The sequence below is a fragment of the Leptolyngbya sp. 7M genome, assembly GCF_018128485.1.
In genome coordinates this window covers 649,541-670,968 of record NZ_CP070897.1, presented here as the reverse complement: position 1 = coordinate 670,968, position 21,428 = coordinate 649,541, and the positions used below count along the sequence as shown (strand labels likewise).

Below are 21,428 nucleotides of genomic sequence, written 5' to 3'. Positions count from 1 at the left end.
ATACTTATAGCACCCAATGCCGTCCGCCATTAATTACTCGCCTTTGGCTGACGTCTAGAATTCAATTCCCTGTTGTGCATAAATGCCAACGTGGAAAGGGTGCTTTATCTCTTTCATCTCGGTGACCAGATCGGCTGCTTCTATAAGCTCAGTCGGAGCATTTCGACCCGTCATAATTATGTGAAGATGCGGTTGCTCCTTGCGGACCGAAGCGATCTTTTCGAGTACTGCCCGAACATCCAGGAATTTGTAATCAAGCACATATATCATTTCGTCAAAAACCAGAAGTTCATATTCCTGTGACTCCATCTTCTCGATACAAAGTCCCCATGTATCTTGGCTTGTTTTGATGTCCTGGGTCTTGTCGTTCGTATCCCAAGTAAAGCCGTCGCCCATCGTATGCACTTCGACCCCAAGTTTTTCGAGCGAAACATGTTCGCCATATCGGTCGTTTCTGGACTTCATGAACTGAACCATACAACATTTCATCCCACGTCCGGCGGCACGAACAAGAACACCTATCGCTGCGGTCGTTTTCCCTTTACCGTTTCCCGTATTCACCATCAAAAGACCCTTGGTCTTCTCGCGATAATCTTCGCGACGCTTGGCGAGGCAGCCCGCGTCCGCACAGCATTTTCACGACGCCGAACGGTCAGATGTTTGGCCTGGACCTCTATGACCGATCTCTTATCAAGTCCCCGACTGTGATCGTGACGGCGGCATCGGGCGAAGGAAAGTCGTTCCTTGCCTCAATGCTTATCACCGACATCCGGGCACATCGCGGGGATGTAAAGGTGAGAGTGATGGACTACCGCCACTCATTCAAGCCGATATGCAGGCTGTTTGGCGGTCGTCATATAGAGTTCAACGAAGCAGACCCAAAGCCGATCAATATCTGGAACTATCCGGGAATCGAAAACGGAATGCCGCCTACAAAACGGCAGCTCGCGATGGTTCTGACCGACATCCTGATCCTCAGCAAGTCCCCCAAATCAGATGCGATCACAAGCGCCGTCGCTTCGACCGTCATCGATGAAGTCTACAAGATGGCACTCTCGCGAAACGGGTATGGCCGCCCCAAATTCCAGCCGACTCTCGGGCATTTCCTGGACATCCTGAAGAGCTATCACTGGAATGTGGGTGAAGAAAAGCAGGCTAATGAACTTTATCTGAAGCTGAACATTCACCGAAAAGACCCCTGGCTCAATGCACCGACGCATCCCGATTATGATGAGCCGTCGATGTTCGATGTTTTCGAACTATCGGGCATCAGCGGCCTCGACGAAAAGATACGCGAGAGCGTCGGTTTCCGGATCAGCGCCCAGATCATGCAGGAGATCGGCGAAGAGAACGCTCAGAACCAGAAGACCCCGATCCTTTTCTTGTGTGACGAAATGCGAGAGATCAATCGGCATTTTCCGGCGATTCAGGAGCTTATCGCCGAAGCGACCGTAACAGGACGAAAGGAAGGCCTGGTGACGATCCTGTTTTCGCAAGCCTACGAGCATTTCACCGGAACACCCGAGCAACCGAATGTAACCGGCATCGATCTTGTAAAGAACTCAGGCGTCAAGATGGTCGGCAAGCAGATCGGCGGGTTCGAGCGGCTTGCAGATGACTGCGAACTTGCACCGGAAACCATTGCCGCAATCCGAGGCATCAGGAACCAATACGGCCGGTATACGCAGTGGGTATTTGTCATAGGAAGCGGTGCTGACAAGATAGTCCAGATGGCGGAGATACATCTGTCTCCTGTCATGCTCTGGGCGAATACGAACGACACGAACGAAGCGAACGCCCGTCGGCTTGTAGAGAAACTTCGTCCCGACCTTCCGCTCGACTTTATCGTCACCTGGCTCGCCGCAAGGTATCCGAGCGGGCTTGCGGCTATAGGTCTAACATCGCTGTCGGATGCCGATATACAAGAACTTACGGGAGGCAATTTCAAATGAACAGACACAAAACTGGCTTTGTACAACAACTTGTATTTAGCGCGATCCTCTCATCGCTTCTTATCGGCATCGACGTTCGGCCCGTCCAGGCACAGTGGACCGTATTTGATCCTTCCCAATACGCTCTTCAACTCTCAAAGAAAGTGGAGGAGGCTGCTCGTTGGGTTGAGACGATTAACCATTACATCCGGACCTACGAGAATGCCGTTCGGCAGTATGAAAAGATGGTCGAAAGCGTGACGAACCTACGCGGCATCCTCGACAAGGTCGACGAGCAGGTGATGCGTCACAAACAGCTGATAACAACCTATGCGATGCTTGGACGCCTTATTCGCGGGACCTTTGAGCTAAAGAAACGGATCGAAGCCACGATAACGAGTCAGATCCATTCCGTCGTCAACATTTCAAGGCGTCTCAAGAACGGCATCTTCGATATGGAAGCCAATAAACGCGATCTGGATGATTTTCTGCGCCATTCGATCGGACGAAGTGCCGATGCGGAACTTGCCAATCTCCAGCGCCTTGCAAAGCTCGACTCGGAACTTGAGCGAATGCTCTTTGACCGGGAGAACTTGGCTTTAGATCTCGCAAAACTCTACGAGGAGCGAGAGCGGATCGCAGACGCGACAAGGGTGATCTCGGCTAACCCGGACGCCAATCAGGACGGCGTTCAGTCGTTGATCGATCAGATGCTTGCGGTAAACCTCCGTATCACAACCGTCGAAGGCCAGCTTCGCGAACTTGAAGCAAAGATCCATGCAAAGTTCATAGCTTATGGCCTGAAGATCGAACAAATGACGGAATTCGGAAAGGAGATCCGCCGAACGACGGAGATGATGACCGGTATCACACAAGCGTCGGATGCATTTCTTCGCGAACTGGAAAGATACGAAGTCTGGGATGAAGACGTTTACCAAAACCCTCTTCCATAAACACAACTAACTGGTTCGAACGTAAAAGGCAATGAAAATCAACAGAATATCGCGCGGTACGGCTGCCGCACTCACGATCCTGCTAACGCCCCTCCTCTACACCTGCCTCCTTACGACGGCGGTCGGACAAAGGCCGCCTCGTCCCCAACGCCCACCGCGTGTCGAGGGGCAGACTCCCATCGGAACTATGAACGGGCAGCCTGTCACGGCGAACGATCTCATCACGACGATCAATACTGACTCGCCGTTCATGCCGCCACTCGACGGAAGTCCCGCACCTGCGCTGCAGCAGTTCGAGAACCAATATCCTGCCAACCCAACCGCAACACCGCAACCCGGGCCGGTTCTGCCTCCGAAACCGCCTGCGCCAAGTTTTAGCGAGCAGATAAAGAACCTGATGCTGACCGGCCAGCAATGGCTGTTCAGGTCAGTTCTCGACGCGATCGTGAGGCCGTTGATGCCGATACTGACATTCCTGGCATGGATAGTTGCGAGCTTTGTCCTAATCGTCGCGTTCATTCGAAGATTTCATGACAACCGTGGAATCGGTCCCGAACAGCTTGTCGCGTGGGGTGTCAGGACCATTATCTTTATGGTCGTGATCGGGGCAAGCCCTTTCATCATCGACGCGCTAACAATAACCGGAAAGTTTTTTGCACGTCCTGTCAGAGCTTACAACCGCCAACTCATCGCCGAGTTCGACGAGAAGATGAAGCAGTATGTAAGGGCGAACTTCGCTGTCGAAGACCCGAATGAACTGCTTGCCGAGCGTCTGCCGAACGGAGAGCCTGGCCTTGTCGGGATCATCACCGACAAAAACTCATCCGTGAAAGATATCACCAGCGAGATGAACGTCCTCGGCTGGGATATGCCCCGCATGTTTACCTTTATGGTCATCGGACAGAACATCATAAAGTTTGGTGCGGTCTTTCTGTCACTGGCAGGTTTATTCATTCTTATCGGGTTGAAACTTGCCGCGCCCGTGCTGTCAGCATTCGGTTTTGACGAGAAGTTCGCGAATCAGATCTTCTACCCGTTCTGCTGGGGCGTAGCTACATTCGCCGTTGCCTTCCCGATCGTAAAGGAAATAACTCTATACGTCTGCTACGGGATCGGACTTCTGGCACTCTCAATATATAACGGAGAAAGCGTATTTTCTCTTGATCCAACTACGGCTCAGATAATCACCAATGGTAACTACGATCCTGCCTCGAGCGCTCTGATCGTCACGATCATGTTCTTTGTTTCCAGTCTATGTTTCATCCTTGTCCCGTGGTTGAGCTATCGGGTTCTTCGTGGACAGGTCTATGAAGGCGTATCGCAGATATCTATGGGATGGATGCTCACATCTCTCGGAGCGGCTCTGGAGACTTATGGCATTGTGGCAGGTGCAGCCATCCACCGTCAGGCAGAAAATACCCAGATACAGGGCATCTACAATGCAGAACAAATGGCGGCGAAAAAAGCACTCGAAGCCGCAAATCAGTCAGTTGATGCGAGGCTTGTTTCATCTGTGGCGGGAGTCGAGGGCGGCCTTGTTACAAATCTCGGCCAGATCCGAGCAAACCAAGTGACTCAAACCCTCATGGCCGAGGCGAACAAGACCTTCGGGCTTCTGAGCAGCTCCGCTGCAACGCGCCGAGAGATTACCGGAATGAAGGCTGAAGCACAGGGAACTCAAGACGGCAGGATATTTGACGCTGCCAAGGAGACGAGCCTTCGCAGCCAGGGAATGCTGCAGAACTTTGGGATGATGAAATATGAGTTCATCCCGGGAGGCACCTCCATCGCCGGTACAACTGTTCCCGTTCGCAAGGGTGTCGAGCTATACGACTGGTCTAACGATCAGCACGTGATGCAAGACGCTAACAAGCGGATGAACTCCACGACGCTTGATAATACCTCTCTGCAAAACAGTAACACCCAGAATGTCGCCGACAAGAAGATCGACGCATCGAATACCTACCAGGGCGACATCAACAAGGCCCTTGACGGCCAGGCCTCTCAGAATATCGCCGCTATAAACCAGGGAAGCGGTATTGCCGCATCAAGCAGCCGACAGGGAGCCGGTATCCAGCTTTCAGGTATCCGTCGATCCGCCGATATGGAACGTGTCGCCAACCAGCTAAACTTTGATGGACGCAGCGAAGCTGCTTCTATAAACCAAACGGCGGCGTTGGAAGCCGCTCGCTTACGGATGGTCTCGACCATTGTGACAGGGTTCTTTAGGGATATGGATCGGCGCCTGGAGGAGATGAAACCAAAATACTAGAGCTATTACGCTTGCTGGTCTCGGCATCTATCCGATGGCGATCGGTGTCCGATGCAGTCCGGAATTTATCTGTCAGCTTTCACATTTGCCATTTACAGGCTGCGTTTGTAGAATTCGCCGTCGGATTCGTATGTAAAATGTTGGGCGTAGTACCAGTAACCGAAATTCTCAATCCCGGCTCTTGACGACGGAAAGTTCGCCTTTACTGTCCAGATTTTTTTGATGATGCCGTCTGCTTAATCGCGTTTCCATTGAATTAGCTCAAAAGAAGAGTCAGATAACTTGGACGCTTTCATAAGCACTGCCTAGAGACCTTACTGCGCTCCTTGTCCGACAGTTGTTCCGGATCAGCCCCAGATTTACTTACAAGATCCACGTTGTCGAGACTCTTTAGCAAGAATCGGAAGCGGTAACCGCCGTCACCAAACGGACCCTTTGAACTCTCAAATGTCCCAGTAAAAACTGCGTTTACTGTTCCATCGTCCTTCGGGAGTTTCTTAAAAACCCTTTCAGCATTCTTCGTTAAATAACCTTTTTCAAGCCACGTCTTTCCTAATTTACGACATTCGATACAGTACATCTCGCTCCATTCAAATCCGTATCGGTATGTAGCGCGCACCGTAACTTCTTTACCGTCAAATATTTCGGGATTCTTTACTAAGTCGCAATATTCCACAATCGTTTTATTGTAGTTTTTTTTCTGTCCCGGAGTAACCTGCCAGAGAAAAGGCAACAGGATTAGCACTGAAAGGGACAAAACGCGATATTGGTTGTGTATTCGCATCATAACTAAGGTCTGTGTCTATGTTGGCTACTATAGGTATCAGTGTCTGTCGGATTTAGATTCATATACCTCAAAATATCGGCCACGCCATTCGCTCGTTTCGTTTCGATTTCTGCGGCCTTCCAACCGCGCTCCCACACTCTATAGGATTTCCCGGCACGATCACGACCGGCAGTGATCTTTTTAAGATTTAGTTCTTGCCCAACGTAAGAACTAACATTCCACGCTCGCTGCTCTCGGAAGTAATGATTCAAATCTGTGTCCCCACCGGTTGGATGACCTGCATTTACCCAAGCTTGCGCGTCGGCAACATGCCTTCCTTCGTGAGCGATTGTTACGGCTAGTCGGTCTGCTTTCCCGTCCATCCTGAAATCCGCCGATACAGTGTCGTCCTCGTTCAGTCGTACAGTTGCTCTTGGGCCTTGCGTTATAGGCTCGCCCTTGGCATTAACACGAATGCCGACAAGCACACCATTGCTTTCATTTTCATCACCATAAGAATCAACTGATTCCTGAACTTGTTGACGTTGTTCTGCGGTTAGTTTGTCACTTGTCGCTGCGACCTTAGCTCTTTCAAGTCCGGCTTTGAATCTCTCTCTAAAATCATACTGTCGTTGCGCCAATTTGCGCTCCTTCTTTTTCAACGATTTATCTTTGCTGCGTCGAAGCAGTTCTTCATCTGTCGCCGAACCACCCGCAGATTCTGCCCACTCGTACAAACCGTACGGGTCTGTATAGAAAAGTGGATTGTTCAAAACATAAGCGTAACGGTTCCATGTCTGTGGGCTTTCAGCCCTCCCAGATGAAAGCAATGGATCAGGTGACGTAAACCGCCCATGACTATAACTGTGGTACCTTGCTTTAGCATAATCGAGTGAAGATTCTATATCCCGTTCATATGTGGTGAATTTTTGGCGAACGTCGTCGGGCTGGTAGCCGAGGGCGGCGGTGCGTTCGGATGTGAAAACTTCCTCGCCGAAGGGGTGGAAGTCGCGGCGGGAGATGGTGGCGCCGTTTTCGTCAGTGAGGATGCGCGGGCTTCCGAGGTGATCGGCGGTTGTGTAGCTGACTTTGGGGTCTTGTGATTGAACTGTCGAATACTCCGCAACAAGCTGGCCGCCGGCACTGTAAACGAAAATGGTCACTTCGCCTGTTGACGGCACGATCTTCTTTATCCTTTTCCCATCTCCGTCGTAGCGATATTCGCCGATCACATTTTGCTGGCTGTCCCGCACCTCGACCTGTTTATTCTCGGCGTCGTAAATGAACGTGCGGCCTTGTGCATCTTCCGTCGTGTTGCCGGAAATATCGAAATCATAATCATCCGACGAACTCAGACGGTTGTTCGACTGATTTACAGACGGATTCAGGATCTTCCGAAGCTCGGCACAAAGTTCGGTCCCGCTCGCGCACAGTTTTTCGAATCCCGTAAATGTAGTATTCGCTTCATCAAAGTTTCGATTGCCGTATCGATCAAATGTGAAAACCTGTTTCCAGCTTGTTTGGCTGTCAATGATCTCTTCGGCTGATTTCAACCGATTGAGGCTGTCATACTCGTAGGTCTGAGTGGCAGTAAAGCCGTCCGTTTGTAGCACTGTCGGGACAGTGATCGTCTGGCTAAGGACGTTGCCGTTGTTGGTTGCTCCGCCGTAGCTGTAAAGGAGTTTCAGCAGGTTTGTGGCTCCCGGTGTTACACCAAGCCCGATCTGCGTCGGCTGTAATCTCGAATTGAATTGCGACGATTCCCAGCGATTGTTGCCGAGCTGCATACTCGTTACCGCTCCGGCGGCGTTGTAGGTAAAGTTCTTTGCGTAGTTCAAAAGACCGGCTTGCGATGTGCAGGTCGCGTTCGTCCCGGGAGTCGAGTCCATACACTTCGCACTCTGAACCATAGAAAGATAGCCGTTGTTGTCAATAACGTTCTTCACCTTTCGGCCCGACGGGTAAGTCTGTTCGATCAAAGCCCCAGACAAATTATACGAGTAATCGGTCTCGTATTCTTCGCCGTCGGTTGTCTGCTTGTGGCTCAACACTCTCCCTAAGATGTCAAAGCCGGTGTATTCGGTTGTAGATACGCTGGACTCAACCTTTGTCAGCATCCCGACCTTCAAAATCTTGAAGAGCCAAGAGAATTTCTTCGACGCTATTAACAAAGATAAACGAATCTCCGTATGAAATAACGATGTGGCTATCCCGTTTCTCAAAAACCAGAGGGTTTGATTCTTCTACCAAATCAATACTTGCTACCTTTTCATGTCTTAACAGTCTTGTTCCTTTCTTCAAAGCGTCCAACCACGGGTCGGGGTATGTACAATTGTCTAAAATCGTATTCCGTCCATCGGATAAGCATATATCCCCGAGCAAATCGGGAGGATTTGCGTCTCCGTTTCTATCCGGAATGAATCGTATTTCCATGATGGCCTCTATTTCCTACTAAGATGTCACATGATCAGCATTTTACCGGAATGTAACATTCAGTAGGTAAATATCCGTAATTAGAGAACGAGATAATCCAATGATCATGTTAGTTCCTACACGGAAGAAATTTGCCGATGTTTCATTTGGCCACTTAATCCTAACCCAGTTCTCAGACGGTGAGAGCTCATAGCTCAACTCCAGATCAATATCGCCGCTTCCGTTCATTAGGGAATTTGGATCAACCGCGAACACGCCTGATCCAGAAAGGTCGGGGACTGGACTTGACGATTCATCCCATAGCTCCTTACTGGTATATGCATCAAGACCTTTGAAACAAAAACTATCTCCACTGAATTCCAAAGTCAAAGTATCGGCTGTAACCAATAAGTCTTGCCGAGGGGTAATGTTGAATTTGTTATCTATCGAATCTACTAACGAAGTAGTTTCAGACTCCGAACGCACCAACTTAACCTCATAAATGAGCATCAAGTCTTGTTCTGAGTATGAGCAATTACCATTGGCAATATCCTGACTCGAAACAAAATTAAATCTTGGGGTCGGCATTATTTCGTCCTCTATTTAGCTCGTTTGTAAAGAAAATGAAGAATGGTTTTGTCCGCTTCACGATAGATAATCTCGAGCTTATACTTCACGCCATTCTTCCACATTTCTTGAACTATCTTGATTGCTCCCTGAGCACGTTGAGGATCAGCCATTCGCTGACCCGTTAGAATTGCAGTGGCAAGCGTCTGCAGAGGAACACGCCTGGCAGGATTTGCTTGACGGAGCGCAGTTGTGCCTGTAAATCGCAAAGCTGCTGCAAGTTCTTGAATCGCAGCTGGTGATGCTCTCCTAACACCTTCTCTCAAAGCAGCGCCAGCAGCGGCAACACAACCGGCTCCGCCCGTTAATCCACACGCTGTTCCAACAACTGCTGCTCCGGCGGCTGCAACGCCAACTACTTTAGCTTTCTTTATGGCTTCCGGGCCACCCACACGGAAGAGTTGCATTCGGTCTTCACTGAGCATCGTGCTTGAGGTAATAACGAATGCTACTTCATCCGTACCTTTGATAAATACTTTATTACCCTTGATTGTATATTCGCCGGATTCTTTGTTGATCTTGAGGAAGTTTTGCCACTGTTTCTCGGTGAAATCGGTACACTGACGTTCGCCGCTGGTTGTACATACTTGAACGCCTTCGCCTGAGGGGTCGCCATATTTCAGAGGGTTATTTCTTGCATAAGCGTATGCGTTCCAGCTTTGCGGGATTTCTTCTTCGGCATCGGCATTTTCGGGGTCGATGCTAAAAAACCGACCGAGATTCGGGGAGTAATACCTTGCTTGGGCAAAGTCGAGATCAGACTCGGTGTCGCGCTCATATGTGGCAAACTGCTTCCTTATAGTATCTTGCCCGTACCCGAAACGTATTATCTGTTCTCCGTAAGGACGGAAATCTCTGCGGGAAATAATACTTCCGTTTTCGTCAGTCAGAATACGCGGTGACCCCAGATGGTCGTGCGTCAGATAGCTGACCTGCGGAGTTTGTGAAAGCTCGGTAGAGTACTCGGCTATCATTTTGCCTTCAGCATCATACACAAAAACCGTTGTTTCGCCGGTTGCGGGTACTATCTTTTTGACCCTTTCTCCCTCGCCGTTGTAAAAATACTCGCCGATGGTCTGGCTCTGCGAGTCTCTTACTTTGACCTGTTTGTTTTCCGCGTCGTAGGTGAACTGGCGGCCTTCGGCATCGACGGTCGTGTTCCCCGCCGGGTCGAAGGGGTAACCGTTCAAGCGGTTGTTTGCGGGGTTTACCGAAGGATTGACAATTGGCACGTCTCCCGGACAGACGACCGGCGTCGAACCGTTCACGCAGTTCTTTGGCAGAGTGGTCGTGTTCACCTCGTCAAAGTTTCGATTCCCGTAACGATCATATTGGAAAGTCTGCTGCCAGCCGGTTTGATTCGGGATCGTCTCCGTTGCCTGCTTTATGCGGTTGAGCGAGTCATAGTTGTAGGTTTGAGTTGCGACAAATCCCGGTGTTTGCCCGACAGTTGGAACCGTTATCGTTTGGGAAAGAATGTTCCCGTTGTTCTGCGTCGTTCCGTAGTCGTAGTTAAGTTTCAAAAGGCCTGTGTCGGTCAGAGAGTTCCCAAGTCCTATTTGGACGGGCTGGAGCCGCGAGTTGAACTCGGTCGTCTCGTATTTTCCATTGCCGAGCCTTAAACTCGTGACAGACCCGGCAGCGTTATAAACAAAACTATTCGCGTAGTTCCTGAAAATATCCGCACTATTCTTTTTGCTCTGAACCTGAGCCAGATCGCCATTCTGGTCTAAAGTGTTCTTGACAACTCTGCCCGATGGGTAGGTCTGCTCGATCAATGTACCAGACAAATTGTAAACATAGCCGATCTCATACTCCTCGCCATCGGTCGTTTGTTTGTGTGCCTTGATCCGGCCAAGAATATCGAACTCTGTGTACTCCGTGGCTGAAATGCTTGACGAGACCCTTGTCAGCCGGCCCTTTGAGTTTGCGGTCTGCGGATCGTCGTAAAAATAACCCACCGTAGGGGTAGTATAACCCGATTCGCCGGAGTAGCTTCTTTGTGTAACACGATTAAGGGCGTCATAGGAGTAGCTGGTCGTTATGTTCCGAGCATCTACCTTACTGGTCAGATTGCCGTTGGAATCATAGCCGTAGCTGATCGTTCCCGATTCCGGATTCGTCGCTGAAAGCAGGCGCGAAAGACTGCTGTAAGTAAACGTTCTCGTCTGCTGGCCCTGATTTACGGTCGTAAGGTTACTGAGTGAGTCATAGCTGTAAGTTGTCTTGAAGCCGTGTGCAATGGACGTGTTCGGAAAACTGACGCTCTCCGATCCGGTCTCGCTCGCGGCAAGAACCTCCCAAACCTCTTTCAACTGCCCAAGCGCGTTCGTCCTACTTATCCGGCTCTTCCCGGCCTGATCCGTCACAAGCGTCCGGTCGGCATCGACGTTTGTCGATATCGTCCCTGTGCTATTACTGTTGCCGCCCCAGGGTGCCGGAAGCGTGGCACCGGAATACGTCGTCATCGTACTAAACCTGCCGGTCTTGTCGGCATAGGAGAGCGTCCAGCCCATTGTCTCCTCGTTCGTCGCGGCGTCGGAGGTGGCGGCACGATAGGGATTCGAAGTGAGCGAAAAAACACCGTTGCTGCTGGTAGGATTCTCGCCATCATCATAACGATATCGCGTCTGAACCTTTATGCCGTGCTGCTCGTTGTAGGGGCTTTCGGTCGATGAGTCTTCAAGAGTACGCGAAAGGCGCACACGTCCCAGTTGGTCGAAATGCCGGATTGCGACCTTTCGCCCGTCGTCCTTTGTCTCAAGATCCGAGCGCACTACGATACGGCGATTCACATCGTCGTATTCGCTCGTCGTCCAGCTTTCAAGCACCGTCCCGTAGGCATTCCTCACCTTCACAGGCCGCCCCAAATCGTCATACTCCGTCACCACCGTAACATCGTTGTCCTCGTCCTTTGCTGAAGTGACCAACCCGGTATAGAAATCAAAGACCGCAGTTGACGTGCGTTTCAAACTCGAATAGTTTGCGGCAGCCTCCGTCTTCGTCGGGTAAAGACCGGTTACGTTACCGCTCGGACCGGCAACATTGCCGAAAGTAAATACCGTCTCTACACCGTTCGCATCCTTTGCCTTCGTAACATTTCCGAAACTGTCGTATTCTGCAAATGTAGAGATCGAATTACTTGTGGTCAGCGGCGCGCTATAGGAACGATACTGCCCGCCTTTGAACGAGTCCCAAGTTCTAATTTCGGTCGGGTTGCCGACTGTTGGTGTGGAAAGATTGTCATAATAGATCTCGGTTCGACTGACGGGCGTACCAGAAGAGTCTTTAACCTCGGAAGCGGCTGTCAAACTACGTAAGTACGGGGCTGTTGCGAAGTAATAAGCATTTGCCGATGATGTCGTGCTTGAGAACTCGGGGGTTCCATTGTAGTAGCTGGTTGCCGATGACCTTGCTGGCGTCAACCCACTGAATCCTGTAAACACCCCGCTGGTCCGATGAATCGAGCCTGATGAGGCGGATATCCAGTCATACTCTGCTGACATCAACGGATTGCCGTTTTGGTCGAAGTTATAGTCCCTGATCATGCTTAATGCCGGACTACCTGCTGAATTCGGGATCGTTATCAGTTCAGTTTTGACGAACGGATTGAGACGGTTCCCCGATCCGTAGGTTGCGCCAACGGGGAAATTGTTCTGCCAAATACGCTCGATTATCGTCCCGTCGCCCCTGATCTCCTTGTAAACTTGTCCGCCTTTCTTTACATCATTTACAATGTCATAGAAGAACTGCTGATTTGTCGCCCCATCTGGCCCGATAACAGAGCTTTGATATCGAGAGATGCTGTACGCCCATATGTCCTTGCGTTCTTCCGTTTGCCCGTCGTAGGTCTCTTCATATTCAAGGACCTTCTTGCTGATGGTTCCTGCTCGCTCAAGGATCTGGTCCGTTCTGAGGAACAGCTCATTCTCAAACGAGTCGTTGTATTCTTCCTCAGGGGACAGGGCTGATAGTTTATAGCCGTAGCGGATCTTCGCCCCCGTGGGCATCTCGATGGACTTGACCTCGCCCCAGCCCGGAGATACTTCGGTATCATCCTGATCCTTTGCGTGGTACTCGAATTGGTATTCAAGGCCGCCTAATTGAGACGGCAACTCGATTCGATCCACTACCCTGAATGACATCTGGACTTGTTGATCTGTTACTGGTCCTCGTTCGTTTGGCGCGCATCCAATCGCGCAGGTGGTCACATAATTCCGACGAACAAAGATATCCTTCCAAATCACCTTCGTTGTCAACAATTCACCATTGAACCCCAGTTGGTAATAATGATCCTCGTTTGTTTGCGCGCCAATTTTCCGTGCTATCCATCTTCCAGCTTCGTCGACCCATCCGGGTGCTTGTGACGAATCCGGAAGGGTGATCGTTGCCGATTCAATGAAGTTTCCATTTCGGTCAATGATCTTCTGTCCGCCGCCGACCTTTTCAATTATCCTTGAGCCATCCGGCATCGACATTTCCCATACAAATCCGAGTTGCTCCTGGTTCGCAAAGGTCAATCTGATTCCTGAACCGTCCGAACTGTAGTAGGTCGTTCGATTACCTGACGGAGTGCTGTCTACTCCATAGCACACCGATCCAGACCACTGGACCGTTGTCACCTTTCCGTCGGGATGTACATTGAAATATCCACCCCTATCATCGCTTTGACCGGGAGGGATATCAGAAAAGCCTGTCGGCCTGAATTCGATCTTGCGCCCTCCCGGGGCAACCATTTCCAACTTCCATCTGTAAGCGTAAGCCCAGGCTTGACCATTGCTACAAATATCGCCTCCAGGAAAATCTAAGGTCATATTTCGATTCCATAGGATGTAGTAATAGTGACCATTGTCCTGCCATCCGGAATCGTATGTATCCGTCATAAAATTCTGGTAGGTTGGATCGACTGGTCAATTTGGGTTGTAAACTGGATTCGTTACCGTCTGCCAGAGCTTACTGTTGTACCGTAATGCATACGAATGAGAAACAGATCCTCTTCCTTTAAGGCTCGCTAACGGGAAATTCAGGTTGAGTGCTCCATTGGTCAGATTAATATCCTCAAACTGAGTCGACGCATACGGGATTCCGCTTATAACTCCACCTTCAACTATTTTTGATTCCTGCCCAAGCAGTGTTGACGAGGATATTAGACCGATTAGAGCCGCGACGATATAAGTGCGAATCGAGTGCTCTTGTAGAATTAACCTAGCCATGATCTTCTCCGAATATTTCAAGGTAAAAAGTAGTTTCCATCATTAACGGCGTCAAATTTTAACTAAGGTTATCTCCTATAAAACGCCGGTACCGGAATATCTCCGCTGGCTCCCCATTGCTGGGTGCGAAGTTCGCCGGATTGTCCGAGGAGCGATGACTGGCGTATATACCAGGTGCCGTTTGAGGCTCGCCAGACGGCGATGTCAACGATTCCGTCTCCGTCGTAGTCGTTGTGGACCGGAATATCGCCGGAGTTCTGAAACGTGACGGCTGATGAGGATGTGTAAGATGCGTTCAGGATCAGCCACTGGTTGCCGTTAAGCCTTGCGTAATTGGCTTTGCCGTCGCCATCGTAATCTGCTGGGACGGGTGTTCCTGCGGATGAACCGAGAACTACAGAGCCTACCGAAGATGTTGTGCTGTAGAGAGTGTAGAAAGTGTAGTTGGAATCGCGCCAGACATTTATGTCCGCACGACCGTCGCCGTCAAAGTCCGCCGGGGCCGGTTTGTCGGTCGAGAGCCCGAACTGCTGCGAGATAACTCCAGCGCCCGAACTCTGCAAAATGTACCAGGAACCTTGGCCCGCACTCGGCGAATCCGGCCTGAAGACCGCCTGATCGCTTTTCCCGTCGCCGTCGAAATCGGCCGCTATCGGCGTATCGCCGCTCATCCCGAACTGGAATGCATAGTATGTATTGTCGGACGACTTGAATATCCACCATTCCCCCTGGCTGGGCCTAAAGATCGCAAAGTCGGTCTTTCCGTCGCCGTCATAATCGCCCGGCACGGGCATGTCGCTCCCGCCGCCCCATTGGAATGTGGTCTGCTGCGACCCCGGCCCACCGAGCACCCACCAAACTCCCGTTGATGGCCGCCACACCGCGAGATCGGCCGGCGGAGCGGCATTTGCGTTCGCATCCTCCACCGGGAGATGCAACGGTTACCGGGGCCTTGGCGCTGACCAACGGTGAGATCGTGACCGGAGCGAACACCCTGGTCCATAACGGAGCGGTAACGCGGACAAACGGTTTCGTCAATGGAAACCTTAGACGTGACTTTAGCTCAACCGGAGCTTACACCTATCACGTTGGGCAAAATGGCTATTCGCCGGTAGCTGCAAATGTGACAGCGGGAACAGGTTCACTATCCGTGCGTGCAGTTGGAACAGTGCAGCCAAATATACCTAATCCCTCAAAAGCTCTTTCACGACACTGGAAGCTCTCTGGAACTGGTGTTACGTCGGATCTAACATTTAGCTATCTCGATCCGGCGGACATTCCGGGGACGGCCAACGAAAACGACTTTGTAATATTGAAATATGATGGGGCGTTCACGCAGCCGGGCGGAACCGTGAATACTGGGGCAAACACGGCTACGATAACAGGTGTCTCCTCCTTTTCAGATTGGACACTCGCCGAACCCGGTGCTCTTATTTCTCCTGGAATACTGGCCCTCAGCAACTCATCATATTCCGTTAATGAGAATGCGGGGAACGTGACTATAACAGTCAATCGCACTGGAGGTACTGATGGTGCCGTCGGCATAGATTATTCTCTAGGTGGCGGTACTGCTACCGGCGGGGCCTCTTGCGGTGCAGGTATTGACTATATAAATACAGGAGGCACGGTCTCGTTTGCTAATGGTGAAGCATCCAAGACATTCAACGTTACCATTTGTGATGATTCGACCGTTGAATCGGATGAAACATTTGATGTTACTCTTTCAAACCCGACTGGCGGAGCAACGCTCGGCACGCCGGCCACAGCGACTGTTACCATCGTAGATGACGATGTTGTTACCGGGCCAGTAACGGTAACCGCATCTGCCGGGACTACTTCCGGTTCATACAATACGCTTACAGAGGCTGTTGCGGCGATCAATGATGGCACACATCAGGGAGACATCGTTGTAAACATCAATCAAAACACCACCGAACCTGGTACCGTTGTGTTGAACAGCAGCGGTGCCGGATCGGCCAGTTACTCTTCCGTTCTGATCCGTCCGGGTGCAGACGGTGTGACCGTTTCGGGGGCTTCTGCTCAGGGACGCGGATTGATCGAACTGAATGGTGCAGATAATGTGACTATTGATGGAGACAATCCAAACACTGCAGGCACAAATCGTGATCTGACAATTCACAATACGGCCTCGAACACCACGACCTTTACATCAGTTGTACGTATCGCGCTTAATACCACCACGGTTACAAGTGCGGATAATAATATTGTTAGGAACCTGAATATTGTTGGTAGTTCGCCGGGCAGGAATATTAGTACAGCGACTACGACCGCTGGTTCTGAGAATACGACGTTCGGTATTTTCCTTGGTCCAAATGCTTCTGGTGCGACCACCGCTCCGACCGCCGTGGCATCAGTTTCCACAGGGGTTGCGGCAGGGGCGACAGCGTCTAATCTGTTGATCCAAAACAATCGTGTGGTAACAGCCGCTCGTGCCATTTCGATAAATGGTGCTGCTACTTCTGTTGCGCCCGGACTTCAGATCAGGAATAACGAGGTCGGTAATTCCATCGCAGGGGCAGTTGATCAAGTTACGGCGATAGGGATCACAGTCAACGGATCTTCAAATGCGGTAATAGCAGGAAACTTGGTGTGGGTAGAAGGCTTCATAGCTTCAAGTGCGGCTGGTCAGGGTATCAACGTTGGTGTAAACAGCACGAATACGACCGGTGCCGTTATCGAGAAGAATCGAGTAAATAGGGTTCAAAATAACAATGTCTCGAGTTGGTCTGCATACGGGATCAACGTAACGGGCATTATTGGAAGTGCTCACGTGGTAAGAAACAACTTTGTTTCAGGCGTGATAAACAATCAGACCACCGGAACCGGCGCATTTGGGACAACATTTGGTGCGTATGGTATCCGGATCGGATCAGGTACGAACCACGTGATCTATCACAATTCGGTCAATCTCTATGGAACGATGCCCGGGGTTACAAATACGAACTTAACGGCAGCGTTCCTTATTGTGGCTACAGGCCAAACCGGCGTTGACGTCAGAAACAATATTTTTGTCAACACTATCTCGGGAGGAAATCCTTCTGGTACCCGTAACGTCGCTGTTTTCTTGCCGTCAGGTGCGACGAGTGCGATGAATCTGACGCTGAATAACAACGATTATTTTGTTGGATCAGATGCCCAGAACCGTCTGGCTCAGGTGGGCACAGCTTTTGGCACGGGCGAATATACGTTGGATAATTTCGACCCAACCACCACGACTCCGGCAACCAATTTCCGTGCTTATACCAGTACCTTAGCTGCAGGCGGCAATAACGATAATGCCAGCAAGAAGGTAGATCCATCATTCACATCTAATGCAGACCTTCACATCTTGCCTACTTCCTTGATGGAAAGCGCAGGTGTAAATGTTGGCGTTGTGGACGATATTGATGGTGATCCGCGTCCCTCTGTACCTGATATCGGAGCAGACGAGATCACGGTAAGTGGTCCTGGGCAAATTCAATTCAGCTCAACAAGTTACAGCACGAATGAAGGAAGTGCCGCAACTATAAACGTTATCAGATCGGCAGGACTTGATGGGACGGTTGGGATCACGGTTACATTAACGGATGGGACCGCAACCGGTGGTGCGGCTTGTACTGCGGGTGTGGATTACATCAACCCAGGTCCTCAAACGCTTACCTTTGGAAATGGTGTCGGGCTTCAAACGTTCAACGTTCAAACTTGTACAGATGGAACGCTGAAGGCGAACGAGACGGTAAATTTGACGCTTTCGAATCCTACCGGTGGGGCAACTATCGGAACCAACAATCCGGCTACGTTAACGATCGTTGATGTTCCGCCGCCGCTAAGCGGTACGATCAATGTCGGAACCGGCGAGGTCTTCACTTCGCTGACAAATCCAGGGGGTGTCTTCCAGGCTATCAACGGTGCCGGATTGAACGGTGATCTTACCATTAACATCACATCCGATCTGACTGCTGAGACCGGTGCTGTAGCTCTTAACCAGATAAGCGAATTTGGAGCCGGCGGATATACTTTAACGATCAAACCAAGCGGAGCTGCAAGAACCATCTCGGGTACTGGAGCCACGAACAATGGGTTGATAAATCTAAATGGGGCCGACCGGGTTGTTATAGACGGGTCGCTCTCAGGTGGAACAGACCGCAGCCTTACCATCGTGAATCTTCAGACAGGGACCTCGACGGTGATCTGGATACGAAGCGCAAGCGCAAGCAATGGTGCAACCAACAACACCGTCAAGAACACTGTCATTCACGGGGCTGGCGGGGCCACCGCACAAACGACGGCCGGTATCCTTGCCGGAAGCGGTACAACCATTGGCGGGCCTGCTGAGGCGCCGAACAATAACAACTCGGTGGTCAATAACTGGATCCACACCGTTCAGAACTCCATCTATAATCAGGGTAATACGGGATTGGATCAAAACTGGCTGGTTACCGATAATGAATTTGGTTCCACGGTCGAGGCGGAGAAGAATCGCTTCCGAGGAATGCTTATGGGTAATGCCAACAACTTTGTTATTCGCAATAACACGGTTCTCGGCGTAACCAACTTCACGGGTACGACGGGTGCATTGACCGGCATCCAACTTGCTTTTGCAGTTACGAACGGATCCGTAACGGGAAATCGCATTTCGAATGTACATAATCTAAGCGCTTCGGGTACCGGTGCATTCGGTATGCAGCTTTCCGCAACACCAACAACTAATATACTGATCGCGAATAATTTCATCTGGAACGTTATCGCAGCGGGGTCCGCGACTGTTGCAAGTAATGGGCACGGTATCACCGTAAACGCTGCGGCAACGGCGGGTGGTTATAAGATCTACCACAACTCTATAAACCTGAACACGAATCAGGCAAGCGGGACCACCGCTGCATTGAATCTTACTTCAGCTGTGGTTGCTGCGGGGGCATTAGATGTTCGCAACAATATCTTTGCCAATACGCAAACGGCTGGAGCAACTCGCCGTGCAGTACACAGTGCGGCCGCGGCCTCCGTCTTCAGCACGATCAACTATAACGATTACTTTTCTACTGGTTCGGTCGGGTTTATTGGAGGTACGGATCGTCCAACGCTTGCTAATTGGCAAACAGGGACCGGGCAGGATGCAAATTCGCTTGCTGTCGATCCGTTGTTTGTTTCGGCTACCGATCTGCATATTCAATCGGGTAGTCCGATGATCAATGCCGGCACGCCGCTCGCTGATGTGGTAACGGATATCGACGGTGATCCGCGTTCGGCTACTACTCCGGACATCGGGGCCGATGAATTTGTCAGTTCCGGAAATCCGGGTTCGCTGCAGTTCAGCAGTCCGACCTATTCTGGTAGTGAAGGTGCAAGTCCGTTCACCGTAACCGTAACAAGGACCGGAGGATCTGACGGGACGGTTACCGTTGATTTCGCTACCAGCAACGGTACTGCCACCGGCGGAGCAAGCTGTACCCCGGGCGTAGATTACATCACCACTAATGGAACACTAACATTCCCGAACGGCGTTACCAGCCAGACCTTCAATGTGGTGATCTGCGACGATCTTCTTGATGAGCCGGATGAAACCTTCAATTACACGTTGAGCAATCCAACCGGCGGTGCAGTACTCGGAACGCCAAGCACTGCAGTTCAAACGATCGAAGACAATGATCCTGCGGCGGGTTCGCTTTCTGTAAATGATGTCCGCGTCTTTGAGGGCAATGCCGGGACAGTAAATATGACGTTTACGGTAACGCACACCGGAGCGGGATTCGCGTCCGTTGATTACTCGACCTCAAACGGAACTGCAACCGCGGGCGTTGATTACCTTGCAACGGGCGGAACGCTTACCTTCAACACACCGATCTATAATGCCGTGGGCATCCCACAGCAAACGCAGACGGTTACGGTTTCCGTGGTAGGCGACACCTTCAAGGAGGCGAACGAAACGCTGTTCCTGAACCTCAGTAACCCCATTAATGCAAGCATTACGGACGCTCAGGGCACAGGCATTATCATCGATGATGACCGTGCTTATGTGGCCGATTCTGATCGCGACCTAAAGGGCGACATCGGCATCTATCGTCCGAGCGAAGGAACCTGGTACATCGCTCCTTCGACCGGCGGAGCACCGCTCATCGTGGATCTTGGCGATGCGGGCACCGCGGTGCCGGGCGATTACGATGGCGACGGCAAGATGGACCTTGCCGTATGGGATGCCGCCACCGGTATCTGGACCATCAGGTCGAGCCAAACCTCCGGCATCTATACCGAGCAGCTAGGCCAAGCCGGAGACATTCCTGTTCAGGGCGATTACGATGGCGACGGCAGGACCGACCTTGCGGTATTCCGTCCGTCAAGCGGTGATTGGTGGATTCGCCGAAGTTCGAATGGTACGTTCTATACGGTCAACTTCGGCTTGTCGGGCGATCGTCCGGTTCAGGGCGATTACGATGGCGATGCCAAGACGGATATCGCCGTCTATCGCGGAGGCATTTGGTATATCTTCCAAAGCCGAACAAATACAATTCGGATAGCAAGCTGGGGCTTGCCGACCGATATCCCGCTTTCGGGCGATTTTGATGGCGATGGGTCAAATGATCTGGCGATCTATCGAAACGGCCAATGGTGGATACTTGATTCACTTACCAATACTTCGCGTGTCGCTAATTGGGGTGTGGCAACTGATATTCCGGCTCCGGCGGATTACGACGGTGACGGAACCACGGATATTGTGGTCTTCAGGCCATCTACCGGCGATTGGTATCTGCTTTACAGCGGCGGCGGCTCCGGCGGCTCAAATTGGGGCCTGGCCGGCGACGTCCCGGCGGCAACTGCCTATATGCCGTACTAGTGGAATAGGGAAAGGGCTGTTCGGAGCAGAAGTTTCGACAGCCCTTTCCGTTTCTAAGCTTTAGTATCCTCCTTCAGAACTTCGCGTACGGCGTGATTCTTTTTGTTTCAACCATCGTTGTGAATTGTGACGATTCTCTTATCTGCTAAATTTCATTGCCGATGCGGTGCGAGCTCACTACAGTTGTGAGTTGTGACGATCCTCTTATCTGCTAAACTCAGCCGTCGGTAATTCAACCGTCACAAACTGTTGTGTCAAGGCAACTGGTGTCAAGTCTGAGATTCTGCGATGGTAACTAGCTGGGGATTTTCGAGTTAAGCTTTAGCGTAAGTTAGTGTGCAGTTTCTTACATTAGTTTATCGTTTTTTAGGATCTATACATTACCTGATCTTGTTCCCAAGTATAAAGTTCTAAGATACAATATC

Annotated in this window: 11 protein-coding genes and 1 pseudogene; 4 read left to right on the top strand and 8 right to left on the bottom strand. The window is 50.9% G+C overall.

What is annotated here, in order from left to right; genetic code table 11:
* Positions 1 to 54: 54 nt before the first annotated feature.
* Positions 55 to 582: pseudogene (gene cobO, locus JVX88_RS03185) on the bottom strand (cob(I)yrinic acid a,c-diamide adenosyltransferase); the annotation flags it as partial.
* 74 nt (positions 583 to 656) lie between these two features.
* On the opposite strand from cobO, the gene JVX88_RS03180 reads away from it, so the two are divergent.
* The 3 genes from JVX88_RS03180 to JVX88_RS03170 are packed head-to-tail and all read left to right on the top strand — an operon-like array spanning position 657 to position 5,156.
* Complete coding sequence (locus tag JVX88_RS03180) at positions 657 to 1,952, top strand: hypothetical protein (RefSeq protein WP_211625683.1); 1,296 nt, start codon at positions 657 to 659, stop codon at positions 1,950 to 1,952.
* Positions 1,949 to 2,884 carry a hypothetical protein gene (locus tag JVX88_RS03175; RefSeq protein WP_211625681.1) on the top strand — a complete coding sequence of 312 codons (936 nt, stop codon included), beginning with the start codon at positions 1,949 to 1,951 and terminating at the stop codon, positions 2,882 to 2,884. The genes JVX88_RS03180 and JVX88_RS03175 overlap by 4 nt, the downstream gene beginning before the upstream one ends.
* Positions 2,885 to 2,915: 31 nt before the next feature.
* Entirely contained in the window at positions 2,916 to 5,156 is a 2,241-nt protein-coding gene (locus tag JVX88_RS03170) for a hypothetical protein (RefSeq protein ID WP_211625679.1), read from the top strand.
* A gap of 292 nt (positions 5,157 to 5,448) precedes the next feature.
* Here JVX88_RS03170 and JVX88_RS03165 read toward each other — a convergent pair whose 3' ends face one another.
* The 7 genes from JVX88_RS03165 to JVX88_RS03135 form a co-directional block, all read right to left on the bottom strand.
* Entirely contained in the window at positions 5,449 to 5,943 is a 495-nt protein-coding gene (locus tag JVX88_RS03165) for a hypothetical protein (protein ID WP_211625677.1), read from the bottom strand.
* A 2-nt stretch (positions 5,944 to 5,945) separates the two neighbouring features.
* On the bottom strand, positions 5,946 to 8,039 hold the full coding sequence (locus JVX88_RS03160; protein ID WP_211625675.1) for an RHS repeat domain-containing protein: 2,094 nt from the start codon (positions 8,037 to 8,039) through the stop codon (positions 5,946 to 5,948).
* Positions 8,023 to 8,355, bottom strand: coding sequence for a hypothetical protein (locus JVX88_RS03155; protein WP_211625673.1), 333 nt, complete (start codon positions 8,353 to 8,355; stop codon positions 8,023 to 8,025). The genes JVX88_RS03160 and JVX88_RS03155 overlap by 17 nt, the downstream gene beginning before the upstream one ends.
* A 42-nt stretch (positions 8,356 to 8,397) precedes the next feature.
* A complete protein-coding gene (locus JVX88_RS03150) occupies positions 8,398 to 8,922 on the bottom strand; it encodes a hypothetical protein (protein ID WP_211625671.1) in 525 nt (174 codons plus the stop codon).
* An 11-nt stretch (positions 8,923 to 8,933) separates the two neighbouring features.
* On the bottom strand, positions 8,934 to 13,844 hold the full coding sequence (locus tag JVX88_RS03145; protein ID WP_211625669.1) for an RHS repeat domain-containing protein: 4,911 nt from the start codon (positions 13,842 to 13,844) through the stop codon (positions 8,934 to 8,936).
* A 27-nt stretch (positions 13,845 to 13,871) separates the two neighbouring features.
* On the bottom strand, positions 13,872 to 14,174 hold the full coding sequence (locus JVX88_RS03140; protein WP_211625667.1) for a hypothetical protein: 303 nt from the start codon (positions 14,172 to 14,174) through the stop codon (positions 13,872 to 13,874).
* A 68-nt stretch (positions 14,175 to 14,242) separates the two neighbouring features.
* Positions 14,243 to 15,100 (bottom strand): FG-GAP repeat domain-containing protein, encoded by an 858-nt coding sequence (locus tag JVX88_RS03135; protein ID WP_211625665.1) that lies wholly within the window; start codon positions 15,098 to 15,100, stop codon positions 14,243 to 14,245.
* Between JVX88_RS03135 and JVX88_RS03130 the strand changes: the two genes are divergently transcribed.
* On the top strand, positions 15,082 to 21,003 hold the full coding sequence (locus JVX88_RS03130; RefSeq protein ID WP_211625663.1) for a Calx-beta domain-containing protein: 5,922 nt from the start codon (positions 15,082 to 15,084) through the stop codon (positions 21,001 to 21,003). The genes JVX88_RS03135 and JVX88_RS03130 overlap by 19 nt on opposite strands.
* The last annotated feature ends 425 nt before the right edge of the window (positions 21,004 to 21,428 follow it).

Excerpts from the sequence above, each read along its gene's own strand:
- JVX88_RS03180 (WP_211625683.1), top strand. The coding sequence starts at position 657 with ATGTTTGGCCTGGACCTCTATGACCGATCTCTTATCAAGTCCCCGACT.
- JVX88_RS03175 (WP_211625681.1), top strand. The coding sequence starts at position 1,949 with ATGAACAGACACAAAACTGGCTTTGTACAACAACTTGTATTTAGCGCG.
- JVX88_RS03170 (WP_211625679.1), top strand. The coding sequence starts at position 2,916 with ATGAAAATCAACAGAATATCGCGCGGTACGGCTGCCGCACTCACGATC.
- JVX88_RS03165 (WP_211625677.1), bottom strand. The coding sequence starts at position 5,943 with ATGATGCGAATACACAACCAATATCGCGTTTTGTCCCTTTCAGTGCTA.
- JVX88_RS03160 (WP_211625675.1), bottom strand. The coding sequence starts at position 8,039 with ATGCTGACAAAGGTTGAGTCCAGCGTATCTACAACCGAATACACCGGC.
- JVX88_RS03155 (WP_211625673.1), bottom strand. The coding sequence starts at position 8,355 with ATGGAAATACGATTCATTCCGGATAGAAACGGAGACGCAAATCCTCCC.
- JVX88_RS03150 (WP_211625671.1), bottom strand. The coding sequence starts at position 8,922 with ATGCCGACCCCAAGATTTAATTTTGTTTCGAGTCAGGATATTGCCAAT.
- JVX88_RS03145 (WP_211625669.1), bottom strand. The coding sequence starts at position 13,844 with ATGACGGATACATACGATTCCGGATGGCAGGACAATGGTCACTATTAC.
- JVX88_RS03140 (WP_211625667.1), bottom strand. The coding sequence starts at position 14,174 with ATGGCTAGGTTAATTCTACAAGAGCACTCGATTCGCACTTATATCGTC.